The organism is Paractinoplanes ferrugineus (assembly GCF_016862195.1).
Lineage (GTDB): Bacteria > Actinomycetota > Actinomycetes > Mycobacteriales > Micromonosporaceae > Actinoplanes > Actinoplanes ferrugineus.
In genome coordinates this window covers 46,583-59,324 of record NZ_BOMM01000063.1, presented here as the reverse complement: position 1 = coordinate 59,324, position 12,742 = coordinate 46,583, and the positions used below count along the sequence as shown (strand labels likewise).

Below are 12,742 nucleotides of genomic sequence, written 5' to 3'. Positions count from 1 at the left end.
TTCCTAGGTGCAATGACCGATGTCCGACTGCCCGGCTCACGGCAGTCTTCCCATGTCAGCAACATCGCGACAGCAGGAGGAGCGCCACCTGATGGCCAAGTTCATGGACGTGCACAGCGGATTCCACGGCGTCACCCCGGAGCAACTCGCCGACGCCCACGAAGCCGACCTGAAGATCGAGGGCGAGGAGGGGGTGCATTTCGAGCGGGCCTGGCTCGACCCGGAGTCGGGCAAGGTCTTCTGCCTGAGCACCGGCCCGAGCAAGGAGGCCGTGATGCGGGTTCACGAACGCGCCGGGCACCCGACGACGGAGGTCTACGAGTTGACCACCGAGGTCTGAGCTCCGGAACAGGCGGTTCGCGGTGACCGAGGGGGGCACCGCGACCACCACGGGCCGTGGCGGGGTAGACATTGGCCATGCCGATCGTCGGAATTCTGAGCCCCGGACAGATGGGGGCGGGCCTCGGCGCCGCCTTGCGAACCAACGGCGCTCGCGTCGTCACGACGGTGGCGGGGCGTTCGCCCCGCACCGCTGGACTCGCCGCCGAGGCCGCCCTCGAGGTCCTGCCGACGGTGGCGGACGTGCTGAGCACGGCTGACGTCGTGCTCTCGGTGACGCCGCCCGGTGCCGCCCGGGAGGCCGCCCGGCGGATCCGGGAGACCACCAGAGGCGGGCAGATCATCGCCGATCTCAACGCGGTGTCACCCGAGACGATGACCGCGATCGCCCAGGACCTGCCCGGCCTGCGGGTCGTCGACGGCGCGATCTCCGGGCCGCCGCCGCACCGGGTCGGCGGCACCTTTCTCTACCTGGCCGGGGCGGATGCGGGTGAGGTCGCCGGACTTCCCTGGGGCGACACCGTCGTTCCGGTCGTCGTCGGCGATCGGATCGGGGCGGCCAGTGCGGTGAAGATGTGTACGGGCAGCGTCTACAAGGGTTTGACGGCACTCGTCGCCCAGGCCATCCGGGTGGCCGGCGCGCACGGCGTACTCTCGCCGGTTCTTCTTGATCTGGAGCGCAACGATCTCGCGCGGACCGCGGCCGTCGCGACGTCGGCGCCGAAGGCGCATCGGTTCGTCGCGGAGATGCTCGAGGTGGCCGCGACGCAGGAGGCGGCCGGGTTGACGCCGCACCTGTTCACGGCGATCGCCGAGGTCTATGCCGAGATCGCCGGCACCCGCCTGGCCGAGGGCTTTCCGGAGACCGCCACCGACCTCGCACCCGACGACATCGTGGCGCGGCTGGACGTGCGGCGATGACCGATATCGATGTCATACTTGCTCCGTTTCCGGCCGCCCTACCAGCGGAGCGACATGCCCTCCGACGAATCGACCGTCCGCCGGCCGACACTCACCGAAGTGGCCGCGCTCGCGGGAGTCAGCCTCAAGACGGCGTCCCGCGCCCTCAACCGTGAGCCCAACGTCGCGCCGTCGACCGGCCGGCGCGTGCAGGACGCCGCCGACCGGCTCGGCTACCGGCTCAACGGCATCGCCCGGGAGCTGCGGCGAGGCGCCACCTCCGCGCTTGTCGGGCTGGTCAGCGGCGACCTGGCCAACCCGTTCTACTCGGCGGTGGCCAGCGGCATCGAGCGCGAGCTGCGCCAGCACGGCCTGCTGCTGATCACCGCGAACAACGACGAGGACGCCGAACTGGAGCGCAGTCTGGTCGACGCGTTCCTGGAGCGGCGGGTACGGGCGTTGCTGGTGATCCCGAGCGGCGACGACCACGAATACCTCGCGATCGAGGGCAACCGGGGCGTCCCGTTCGTCTTCCTGGACCGGCCGCCGGACGGGCTGGCCGCCGACGCCGTGCTCATCGACAACGCCGGCGGCGCCCGCAGTGCCGGCGAGCATCTGCTGGCGTACGGCCACCGGCGCATCGCGATGGTCGCCGACCTGGCCCGGCTGGCCCCGCAGCGCGGCCGCATCGACGGCTTCGTGAGCGCGATGCGGTCGGCCGGCAACGCGGCCTGGGAGCCCTATCTGCGCACGGACGTGCACGATGTGCGACACGCTGAGCGCACGATCCGCGAGTTGCTGACCCTCGACGATCCGCCGACCGCGATCTTCACCACCAACAACCGCCTGACCACGGGGGCTCTGCGCGCCCTGCGCGACCGGATCGAACCGCCCGCGCTCGTCGGGTTCGACGATTTCGACCTGGCCGATGTGCTCGGCACGACGGTCGTCGCGCACGACATGAGTGCGATCGGGCGAGAGGCGGCGAGGCTCGCCTATCAGCGCATCAGCGGCCATAACGGCCCGGTCCGGACCATCGTCATCTCGACGTCCTTGATCGCCCGCGGCTCCGGCGAACGTCAACCACACCGGCCACGGTAAAGAGCTGATCTCATTTGCCCGGCACGTCGTTAACGACGTGCCGGAGACGGGTGAATTGTCCGTTCCGGGTGATGCGCCCGGCGGGCCGGGTCAATAGGGTTCGCCGGGTGACCACCAAGGACCAGCCGGCCCCCGCCGGCTATGCCGCGCGCATGGCGTTCGCCCTGCAGAAGGACCCGGCGGAGCCGGGCCGGCGCACCCACCTGCATCTGAAACTGACGGCGGTCACGCTGGGCTGGCTGGTCACGGTCCCGCTGCTTCTGCTGTACGGCCTGACCGGCGCCCGCCGCGGCGACGACATCTTCGACGCGGCCGCCTTCGCCACCCTGCTGGGCCCGTTCGTCGCCGCCGTGATCTCCACCCGCAACCACCGCTCCGGCCTGGGCGGCGCCTATGTGGTTCTGACCCTGCTGATGCTCCTCCCGGCGGTCGCGATCACGCGCCTCTGACGGGGCAGCGGGGAGCGCGCGCGGACCCTAGTGGTCACCTCGGTCAAGTCGGTCTACGCGGTGGGCGATGCCGTCACCATCGAGGCGAGCGCCAGCAACGCCGGCCGGGCGTGACTGACCGCCCGGCCGGCTCGCCTTCCCCGGGCCTACAACTCGGCGCACTGGCCGAGGCGGGGGCCCGTCCCGGCGTTCTTCAGGCCGTTGTCGACCGGTGGGGGCTCGTTGGCCGTACACGTCAAGGAGCCGTTGATGGTGTTCGCCGCCACCACCGTCGAGCCGTGGCCGGAGGTCAGCGTGACCCGGCCGCGGATCGTGTTGTGTTCCAGGGCCACCGGGCCCGACCCGGTCGCCGTGACGATGCCGCCGATCGTGGTGTTGAGCAGCGACAAGGTGCCCGCCCCGGTCGCCGTGACCGCCGCCTTGAGGGTGGCGCCGGTGGCGTGGAGCGACGCCCCCTTGGTCACCGTGACCAGACCGGTCACGGTGGCGCCGGGGGCCAGGCAGGTGACCCCCGACTTGATCGTCAGGGCGCCGGTCACCTGGTCGGCGATCGTGGTGGTGCAGGCCAGGGCGGGCCGGCCGAGCAGTTCCACCTCGGCCAGCGAGCCATTCAGGTCGAGGGCGTAGTACTTGTACCGGCCCGGGTTGGCGATCTTGAACGGCCTGGTCTGGAGCCGCCAGTCGAAGGTCTGCGCGGTTCGGCTGTCGACGGTGGTCCAGGTCGTCCCGTCGTAGGAGCCGCGCAGCGTCCACGACGCCGGGTCGGTCCCGACGGTGTCGGCCGAGGTCAGTGTGTAGAAGGTGGCCTGTTCCCCGGCCGACGCGAACTGGTAGGTGAAGGTCCCGGCGACCGCCGACCGGGTGGCCGAGGTGTCGTCGACGAGCGCCGGGATCGACGCCGTGCCCTGGCCGGCACCGGTCAGGTCGCGCAGCGGGGCGGCCACGGCCGACCCGGTGGTCAGCGACGGCGGCGGCGAACCGGCACCCCACTTCGAGGGCTGCGGGCCCATGTCGAAGTCGAGCGTCGCCCCACCGGCCAGCAGTGCGTGCGGGAGCGAGGTCTGGTCGTAGGCGGCGCCGTTGACCTCGAGGCCCTGGACGTAGACGTTGGCGGCACTGTTGCGCGGGGCGTTGATGACGATCTTCTTGCCGTTCTCCAGGTTGACCGTGGCCTTCTTGAAGAGCGGCGAGCCGATCGCGTACGCCGGGCTGCCCATCTGCAGCGGATAGAAGCCGAGTGCCGAGAACACCTGCCACGCCGACATCTCGCCGTTGTCCTCGTCACCGGGGTAGCCCTGGCCGATCTCGCTGCCCGGATAGAGCCGGGACGTCGCCTCCCGGACCAGGGCCTGGGTCTTCCAAGGCTGACCGGCGAAGTCGTACATGTAGGGGATGTGGTGCGAGGGCTGGTTGCTGAAGCCCCACTGACCCATCCGTACGTCGCGGGCCTCGAGCATCTCGTGGATGGTGCCGCCGTAGGAGCCGGGGAAGCCGGCCGTCTCCGGGGTGGCGAAGAACTTGTCGAGCTTGTCGGCCAGCGCCGCCTTGCCGCCGTAGAGGTTGGCCAGCCCCTGCCCGTCCTGCGGCACGTGGAACGCCATGTTCCAGCCGTCGGTCTCGGTGTAGTCGTAGCCCCAGACGCGGGGGTCGTAATCCGATCCCCACCGCCATCGGCCGGCGGAGTCCTTGCCCTGGAAGAAGCCGACGCTCGGGTCGAACATGTTGACATAGTTCAACGCCCGATCACGGAAGTACTCCGCCTCCTCGGTTTTGCCGAGCGCGCCCGCCATGTTCGCGATGCCGAAGTCGTTGATGTAGCCGTCCATCGCCCACGACATCGCCTCCCCGGTCGCGTCCGACGGGGTGTACCCCTTGAAGATCGAGGTCGTCAGCCCCTTGCGGCCCACGTTCTGGTTGGGCGGTGCCACCGTCGCGTTCTTCAGCGCCGACCGATAGGCCGCGTCGGCGTCAAAACCCTTGACCCCCTTGAGGTACGCGTCCGCGAAGGCCACATCGGAGCTGGTCCCGACCATGAGATTGGCGTACCCCGGCGACGACCAGCGGGAGATCCAGCCGCCGTCCTGGTACTGCTGCACGAACCCACCCACCATCTCGCCGGCCTGACCCGGTGTGAGCAGCGAATAGGCCGGCCACGTGGTGCGATAGGTGTCCCAGAACCCGTTGTTGACGTAAACCTTGCCGTCCTTGACCGGGGCCCCGGTCTCGGTGGGCGTGCTGCCGGGTGAGCTCACCGCGGACTGCACAGTGTGCTTGTAGACCGGCGTGTCAGCCGTCCCGGTGTTCTCGTAGCCCGAGTTCGGGTAGAGGAACAGCCGGTACAGGTTCGAATAGAGGGTCGTGAGCTGGTCCTCCGACGCCCCCTCGACCTCGACCGTCGTCATCTTGGCGTCCCAGGCGTGCAGGGCCTTCTGTTTCACCGACTCCAGCGACTCGTCCGCGCCGACCTCCAGTTCGAGGTTGTGCTTGGCCTGGGCCACGCTGATCAGCGACGTGGCGATCCGCAGGTCGACGGTCCTCGCGCCGAGCTTGAGATAGCCGGTGGACGGCCGGTTCCCGCTGGTCAGCATGCCGCTCGCGGTGATCGGGGCGTCCACCGTGGCGTACATGAACATCCGCGTCCAGCCGGCCGACAGGCTACCGCTGTTGACGTCGGACCAGCCGGAGAACGACTGGTTGGCGGCGTCGATGGTCAGCCCCGTGTTGCCGTTGACGTTGTCGAGGATCAGGTTGGCGTCGTCGCCGGGAAAGGTGAACCGCATCAGCGCCGCGTGATCGGTCGGTACGAGCTCGGTCGTCAGCCCGTTGTCGAACGTGACCCCGTAGTAGTAGGGCTTGGCCACCTCGTTCTCATGGCCGAAGGCGAGCGCCCGGTTGCCGCGGTTCGCGTCCGGGACCCCCGCCGCGAGCGACGGCATCACCTGGAACGTCTGCCGGTCACCCATCCACGGCGACGGTTCGTGGCTGGCGGAGAACGCCTGGATCGTCGGGCGGTTCGCCGCGTTGTTCTGCCGCGACCACTGGTAGAGCCAGTTCGTCGAGCCGGCATCGGTCACCGGCGTCCAGAAGTTGAATCCGTGCGGCACAGCGGTGGCGGGGAAGTTGTTCCCCCGGGAGAAGTCGCCGGACGACTGGGTCCCGCGTCGCGTCTCCGCGTACTCGGCCAGGTGGGCCCGGGGTTTCGCGGGCGCGACGTTCGCGATGGAGATGTCGTCGAACCAGGCCCGGAAGCTCGTCGGCCCGCTCGGCTTGTCGTACCCGACGAGGATCCGGTCGATGGTCTTGCCCGCCGCGACCTTGCCGATCCGCGCCGTCCGCTGGTTCCACTGCGCGGTGTAGAGCGTCTTGGCGGCGCCCTGCGCGGCCGGGCTGACCACCACACCGTGCTGGTCGGTGGCCTTCAGATCGGACAGATAGGTCCCGTCGGTGAAGGCGAGATCGACAGCGGTGTAGGTCGCCGGATTGCTCAGGTCGGCCCGATTGAATTCCGGGAAGACCAGATAGGCGAGCTCGGTGTCGTCGCGCACGCTCAGATCAACGTCGAAGACCTTGCTGTACGCGTAACCGCGCCCGTCCGTGGTGTGCCGCCCGGCCAGCTGGAAGGCCTTGAGCCCGGAGTAGCCGGCGTTCGCCTTGGCGGTCGGTGAGCCGGCCGGACCGCTGCCGATCCGGCTCTGCGCCGGGCCCTGCTGCGGGGGCGTGGTGTCGGCACCGGCCAGTTCGAGGTCGGCGAGCTGGGTGAGGTTGCCCGACGGGTGCGCGGTGACGGTGAGCCGGTAGACGCTCCAGCTTCCCGGCGCCGCCACCTCGTAGGTGTTGGTGGTGAACGGGTCGGCGAACGTCTGGCCCGCCCGCGAGTCGACAGTCGTCCAGTTCGCGCCGTCGGTCGAGCCCTGCAGCGTCCAGTCCTGCGGATCCCGTTCCGGTGCGTCGTTCGCGCTGGTCAACGCATATCGCACGACGGTCGCCGGGGCGTTCAGGGTGTACTGCGCCCAGCTCGGCGACGTGTCCACCAGCCATTTGGTGGCGGCGTCGCCGTCGTTCAGGTTGGCGCCGTTCTCGCTCGAGTTGGGCTGGGCGTTCACCGCGATCGCGGTGACGTGCGAGCGCAGGCTGCCGGGCATGCCGGAGCTGATCTCGCCGTCGACTCCGCTCGCCCGTTCGACCGTGTCGGTCCAGTCCGGCTGTGGATCACCGATTTCGAACGACGACGCGAACGCCGCGGGCTCGGCGGCGTGCGCCGGGCTACCGATCAAGATCGCTCCCAGCAGACTCGATGACGCGGCGGCGACTACCCATCGTGGATGGTTCATCCGGGCTCCTCACTTCGTTCCCGTTACCTCCGCAACACATCGTTACTTGTAAATCTATAAATAGGCAAGACTCTTTCAAACAGAATCGCGCATGACTGACATCGATGTCATTGACCACCTTGCCCCGGCTCCATGCATGGCATATGGTTCGAGACGGACAGGTCGGGCCTTCACCGCCATGTTTAATCGTGTGCGTTTCCTGATGCTGCCTGAATGGCTTTCCGGGTGGTGCCGCGAGCATCTCGGCGTGGCGCCCGCCACCGTGCCGCACTCCTCGGCGCACATGTCCGAGGTGCCGCCCCACTGGCCGCGATGGTGAACTGGCCGCCGACCTCGAGGTCGGCGGCGACGCGCCCGGAGCGGTCGAACCCCCACTGCCCACCCCCGAGTGGACCAGATGGGACCACGGCGAGCCCGGCCCGTGGCCCCGCATCCCCTACCTGGCGGGCCACGGCCACGGCACCGCCGCGGTCTCGGAACAGGCTGGGGAACGCCTACGCCGGGCCGGCGCCTGATCGCCGCTGGTCGGGCAGAGCGGCGACCCAGCACTCCACCTCGGCCGGGCTGCGCAGCAGAACAAGTCGAGGGCGAAACTCCGGGTCGGCGTGCCAGGCCCGCATCCGGCGCTGCTTACGCTTGAACGACCGGAAGTGCCAGACCAGAATCGACTCCCGGCTGAGGAAGGCGTTCCGCCACGTCTCGTAGTTGCCGTTGCACGTCGGCGTGCGCCGCAGCGCATGCCCGACTGTTCGGCGCAGAAGTCGCGAAAGACTCAACCACCGAGGCAGATCGAGCGCCACCACCACCTCGACCCGCGCGAACGGAACGTCGGCCCACTTCGAGTACGCCGAGTCGATCACCCAGGCGTCCCCGGCACAGACCGCGCGCACCCGTTCCCGCTGCACCTCGTCACTGACCGGGACCCACCCCGGCTCCCACGTCAGATCGTCGATCGCGTGATAGGGCAGGCCAAGCCGCTCCCCGATCCGCTGCGCCAAAGTGGACTTGCCCGACCCGGTCACCCCGTAGACCAGAATCCGCCGCATCCCGCCACCCTACGAGCGCCCCTCGCCACCTGTCGCCGCCTTTCCCCGGCCCGCCTACCCGGCGCCGGCCGCACCAGGCACCACCTCGGGCCGCGGGGTCGGTCAGGAGCTGACGAGGCCGTCCTCGAAGGCGATGATCACCAGCTGGACGCGGCCGCGGACGCCGAGTTTGGTGATGGCGCGGCCGATGTGGGTCTTGGCCGTCAGCGGGCTGATCACCAACTTGCGGGCGATCTCCTCGTTCGACAGGCCGGTGGCCACCAGGCGGACGACCTCTCGTTCGCGGTCGGTGAGCACGGCGAGGCGGTCGGCTCCGGGGGCGGCGGCCACGGGACGGTTGGCGAACTGACTCACCACTCGCCTGGTCACGCTCGGCGACAACAGGGCGTCACCGGCTGCGACCACCCGAACCGCCTGCCGGAGGCCCTCGGGGTCGATCTCCTTGGTCAGAAAACCGCTGGCCCCGGCGGCCAGGGCGGCGAACACATATTCATCGGTCTCGAACGTGGTCAGGATCAGGACGCGGGTCTGGAGTTCGGCCAGGATCTCGCGGGTGGCGGCGATGCCGTCGAGGCCCGGCATCCGGATGTCCATCAGGATCACGTCCGGCTTGAACTGCCGGGCGGCGCGCACCGCCTCGTCACCCGAGGCGGCCTCGCCGACGACGGCTATCTCCCGGTCCCGGCGGAGCAGGCTGCGGAAACCGGCCCGGACCAGGTGCTGGTCGTCGGCGAGGAGAACCGTGATGGTCATCAGTCGTCCTGGGCCGCGATCGGGATGGTCGCTCGTACGGTGAAACCGTCCTTGGTGGGGCCCGCCGTGAGGGCGCCGCCCAGCGCGGCCACCCGCTCGCGCATGCCGGAGATGCCGTAACCGTCGGCCGGGTCGTCCGCACCGCCGCCGTCGTCCTGCACATCGACGAGGACGCCGGCGGGAGAGTAGCGCAGCGTCACCGCCGCCCGGCTCGCCGCCGCGTGCCGGACCGTGTTGGTCAACGATTCCTGGACCACCCGGAAGATGGCGGTGGCAACCGGCGCGGGCACGTCGACCGGTTCGCCGAACTCGTTGAGTGTCACGTCGAGGCCCGCGGCCCGCACCTGCTCGATCAGCCCCGCCAGGTCGGACAGGTGCGCGACCGGCCCCGCCCGTAGTACGCCGACCAGGGACTTCAAGTCGGTCATCGCTCTTCCGCGTACGTCCTGGGCCAGCCGCAGCGACTCCCTGGCCTCCCCGGGATCGGTGTCGAAGGCGTCCATCGCGACATTGAGGTGCACCCCCACGACGGCAAGCGTGTGCGAGACGACATCGTGCAGATCGCGGGCGATCTCGACGCGCTCCTCGGCCCGCCGGCGCCGGGCGTCCAGTTCCCGCTCGTGGTCGTCCTGCTCCAGGCGCCGCGCGACCTCGGTCCGCCAGAGCAGTGTGTTGCGGTACGCGGTCGCGGCCGCGAGTACGGCGGCGGCCCACAACGCCTCGCCGCCGACGTGCGCCAGCGACCAGCTGACGTCATGGTCGAGGTCGACGAAACCATCCCAGGCCAGCCCGTACGCAAGTCCGCTCCCCGCCGTGATGATCGCGGCCCGCAGCCGTCCGCTCAGCGCGAGCGCCACCAGCCCGGCCGTCGCCGGCCACACCCAGCCGGACCCGATCAGGCCGGCGGTGTGGAACGCCACCACCGAGAGCACCGACAGAATGACCACGCTCAGTGGCCACCGCCGCAGGAAGAGGGAGAAGAGGGCAAGCCAGAGAGCGAGCGTGGCAGTCATGACCGTCTGCGTGTTGCCGCCGGTGATCGCGAGCCCAGCCGGCACACCCAGCAGAGTGAGAATGAAGTTCATGGCCGGAACGTTAAATTTCCCGACCCGCCGGCCGCGTCGTCTCCCCGCCGTCACCTGCACCGACGCCTCCTGACGTACCGACTACACCAATTGACGTAGTTCGCTCGGGACGCTCACCCCGATAAGGTAACCGGGTGACCGCCGCGGAACTACTCGCCGCTTCCGGCCGATTCCCGATCGCCGCCGGACTCTCCGAATCGGAGCTGTCGGCGATCGAGCACGAGTTCGGCTTCACCTTCGCCCCCGACCACCGCGAGTTCCTCGCCGCCGGCCTGCCCGCGGGCCGCGGTTGGCCGGACTGGCGCAGCCCCGACCGCGCGGCCCTGCGCGAACGCCTGGCCTGGCCGGTCGAGGGCGTCATCTTCGACGTCGCGGAGAACAAATTCTGGTACGAGGGCTGGGGTCCACAGCCCGACAACCCGGTGGCCGCCATGGAAGTGGCAAAACGCTACCTGGTGACCGCCCCCCGAATGATCTCGGTCCATTCCCACTGCTATCTGCCGGCGGCCATTGCCGGCCACCCGGTGCTCTCCGTCTACCAGACCGACGTCGCCCATTATGGAAACGACCTCAGCGATTGGCTCAGCCGCGAGTTCGCCCTCGGCGCGCCCGCGGAACAGCGGGTGCGCGCCACAGTCCCGTTCTGGCGAGACCTTTTGTAGCCCCGGCGAACGGCAAGGCCCCCGGCTGGGTGGTTACTCTGCCTCGCGACGGGCTTTGGCGCGTCTCTTGCCCTCGTGCATGGCCTGCACTCGGGCTACCGGGATGGTGTGGCCCTGTTCGATCAGGCCGGGGTCGAGTGTCTGCGGGACGGGCATGGCTGACGCCCACGGGTCGCGGCTGCCCAGCAAGGCGGGGACGGTGTGGATGGTGAAGTCGGCGGGGTCGACGCTGTCGGCATCGTCCCAGCTGACCGGGAAGGAAACGGGCAGACCGGGCCGGATTCGGGGGCTGTAGGCGGCCACGATGGTGGCGCCGCCGGAGCGGGTCGCGTCCAGGAAGACTTTGCCGTGGCGGTCGTCGCGGATGAAGGCTGTGGTGGCGAGTTCGGGGTCGAGCTTCTCCGCTCGCACGGCGACGGCGCGGGTGGCGGCGGCCACCTCGTCGGCCGGGGATCTGCCGTCGAGGGGGACGAACACGTGCACGCCCTTGGAGCCGCTGGTCTTGAGTGCGCCGGCCATACCGAGATCGTCCAGGACCCGCTTGACGAGTTTCGCGGCCGCGACCGCCGTGTCGAATCCGCCACCCTCGGGCGGGTCCAGGTCCATGATGAGGTGCGTCGGGTGCTGGTCGCCGGCCAGCATCAGTGCCGGGTGGTACTCGATGGCTCGCTGGTTGCCGAACCACAGCAGCGTCCGGCGATCGTTGCACAGGCCGTAGGTGACCTTGCGATGCGAGGCCTCCGCCCACATCTCGGTGCGCGGCACCCACTCGGGCGTGTATTTCGGCAGGTTCTTCTGCATGAACTGGTCTTGCCCGCGGAGCAGCCGGATCACCGACAACGGCCGGTCCCGGAGCACGCCGACGAACCGTTCGCCGACCGCGTCCAGATAGTCGATCAGGTCGCGTTTGGTCGCGCCGGCCCCCTCGTACAGCTCCTGGTCGAGGTTGGTCAGTTTGACCCCGTCCCGTTCCTCAGCAGTCTGCGCCACCCCGCCATCCTCCCCCGTTTCGGGGCCGCCCGCTGAGTTCCGGGCGTCGCGGGGGACGGCTGCACAGTAGATTCGTAGGCATGTCCGAAGAGCAGCTGTGGAGTGTCATCACTGCCGGGAGTCTCGGCACCGTGGCGACGATCAAGAAGGACGGGCGGCCCCAGCTGTCCGACGTCAGCTACACCGCCGGCGACCGCCTGGTTCGGTTCTCCACGCGCACCGCGCTCGCCAAGGTGCACAACCTGCGTCGCGATCCGCGGGTGAGCATCAAGGTGACGGCGCCGGACGGCTACGGCTACGCGGTGGCCGAGGGCACGGCCGAGCTGACCCCGCCGTCGTGGGCCGAGGACGACGCCACCGTCGAGGAGCTGATCGAGATCTACCGGCTGATCGCCGGCAAGGAACACCCGGACTGGGCGGACTACCGGCGCGCCATGGTCGCGGACGGCCGGCTGGTCGTCCGCATCCACGTCGAGCACCTCTACGGATGGACCCAGTAACGGCTCCCTGACGACCAGGCTCGCCGTCGCAACCACCGGCTGGGCGCCGGTCACTTCCATCGAGATCGGGTACGCGGCGAGCGCCGTCCCCGCCGGAGCCGAGACCGTCGCCGCCGCCTCGGACCAAGCCGGCGGCTTGTGAGATATCCGAGACCGCGGCGGCCGCACCGAAACGGCCCGCCCGGTCGACCGACGGCGGCCGGCCGCCGGCCGCGCCGCCCCAGCGGGACGGCTGGTCACCGCGGGTGTGCTCGATCGTCCCGCCCGGCCCCCGGCCGACCAGGGGATGCAGTTCTGGCCGAGCCAGGGTGCGGTACCACCGGCCGCGCCCCGCGAGCAGCTGGGCATCGGTCCGGTGACCGAGCTCGGCGGCCGTTGTCGCCGCCCCCGGCCACCCAGCCGGTCCCGAGTCGCAGCGAGGACGGGACGTAACCGCGGTCGAAGTAGTAGGAGACCCCGGTACGCCCGGGGTAAGGCGAGTCGGCCGGGGGTGACCGGATCGCCGGTCATGATGCTTGGTTGCGCTGTCGACCAGTGCCCACCGCGGCAGCCATCCGCCGTGCCGCCCGGTCGAAGCCGGCGTACG

At 69.8% G+C, this 12,742-nt stretch carries 11 protein-coding genes; 6 read left to right on the top strand and 5 right to left on the bottom strand.

Translation table 11 applies throughout. The features are described from left to right. The first annotated feature begins 52 nt into the window (after window positions 1-52). From Afe05nite_RS34645 to Afe05nite_RS34630, 4 genes are all read left to right on the top strand, one after another. Entirely contained in the window at window positions 53-340 is a 288-nt protein-coding gene (locus tag Afe05nite_RS34645; RefSeq protein ID WP_239118416.1) for an SCO4226 family nickel-binding protein, read from the top strand. Window positions 341-417: 77 nt separating this feature from the next. Then, complete coding sequence (locus tag Afe05nite_RS34640; protein WP_203821512.1) at window positions 418-1,260, top strand: NAD(P)-dependent oxidoreductase; 843 nt, start codon at window positions 418-420, stop codon at window positions 1,258-1,260. 54 nt (window positions 1,261-1,314) lie between these two features. Further along, window positions 1,315-2,340 carry a LacI family DNA-binding transcriptional regulator gene (locus Afe05nite_RS34635; protein ID WP_203821511.1) on the top strand — a complete coding sequence of 342 codons (1,026 nt, stop codon included), beginning with the start codon at window positions 1,315-1,317 and terminating at the stop codon, window positions 2,338-2,340. A gap of 107 nt (window positions 2,341-2,447) precedes the next feature. After that, the gene (locus Afe05nite_RS34630; RefSeq protein ID WP_203821510.1) at window positions 2,448-2,789 is read left to right on the top strand and encodes a hypothetical protein; all 342 of its coding nucleotides are present in this window, start codon (window positions 2,448-2,450) and stop codon (window positions 2,787-2,789) included. Window positions 2,790-2,935: 146 nt separating this feature from the next. On the opposite strand, the gene Afe05nite_RS34625 is transcribed toward Afe05nite_RS34630, so the two are convergent. The 4 genes from Afe05nite_RS34625 to Afe05nite_RS34610 form a co-directional block, all read right to left on the bottom strand. Beyond that, on the bottom strand, window positions 2,936-7,120 hold the full coding sequence (locus Afe05nite_RS34625) for a GH92 family glycosyl hydrolase (RefSeq protein ID WP_203821509.1): 4,185 nt from the start codon (window positions 7,118-7,120) through the stop codon (window positions 2,936-2,938). A gap of 494 nt (window positions 7,121-7,614) precedes the next feature. Beyond that, a complete protein-coding gene (locus tag Afe05nite_RS34620) occupies window positions 7,615-8,166 on the bottom strand; it encodes an AAA family ATPase (RefSeq protein ID WP_203821508.1) in 552 nt (183 codons plus the stop codon). A gap of 102 nt (window positions 8,167-8,268) precedes the next feature. Further along, window positions 8,269-8,919 (bottom strand): response regulator, encoded by a 651-nt coding sequence (locus tag Afe05nite_RS34615; protein WP_203821507.1) that lies wholly within the window; start codon window positions 8,917-8,919, stop codon window positions 8,269-8,271. Continuing rightward, complete coding sequence (locus tag Afe05nite_RS34610; protein WP_203821506.1) at window positions 8,919-10,004, bottom strand: sensor histidine kinase; 1,086 nt, start codon at window positions 10,002-10,004, stop codon at window positions 8,919-8,921. The genes Afe05nite_RS34615 and Afe05nite_RS34610 overlap by 1 nt, the downstream gene beginning before the upstream one ends. 134 nt (window positions 10,005-10,138) lie before the next feature. Here Afe05nite_RS34610 and Afe05nite_RS34605 point away from each other — a divergent pair, with 134 nt between their 5' ends. Then, window positions 10,139-10,666 carry a hypothetical protein gene (locus Afe05nite_RS34605; protein WP_203821505.1) on the top strand — a complete coding sequence of 176 codons (528 nt, stop codon included), beginning with the start codon at window positions 10,139-10,141 and terminating at the stop codon, window positions 10,664-10,666. Window positions 10,667-10,699: 33 nt separating this feature from the next. Here the strand turns inward: Afe05nite_RS34605 and Afe05nite_RS34600 are convergent, their stop codons facing one another. Next, window positions 10,700-11,656, bottom strand: a complete 957-nt coding sequence (locus Afe05nite_RS34600) for a DNA polymerase domain-containing protein (protein ID WP_203821504.1) — start codon at window positions 11,654-11,656, stop codon at window positions 10,700-10,702. Window positions 11,657-11,736: 80 nt separating this feature from the next. On the opposite strand from Afe05nite_RS34600, the gene Afe05nite_RS34595 reads away from it, so the two are divergent. After that, a complete protein-coding gene (locus Afe05nite_RS34595) occupies window positions 11,737-12,156 on the top strand; it encodes a PPOX class F420-dependent oxidoreductase (protein WP_203821503.1) in 420 nt (139 codons plus the stop codon). The last annotated feature ends 586 nt before the right edge of the window (window positions 12,157-12,742 follow it).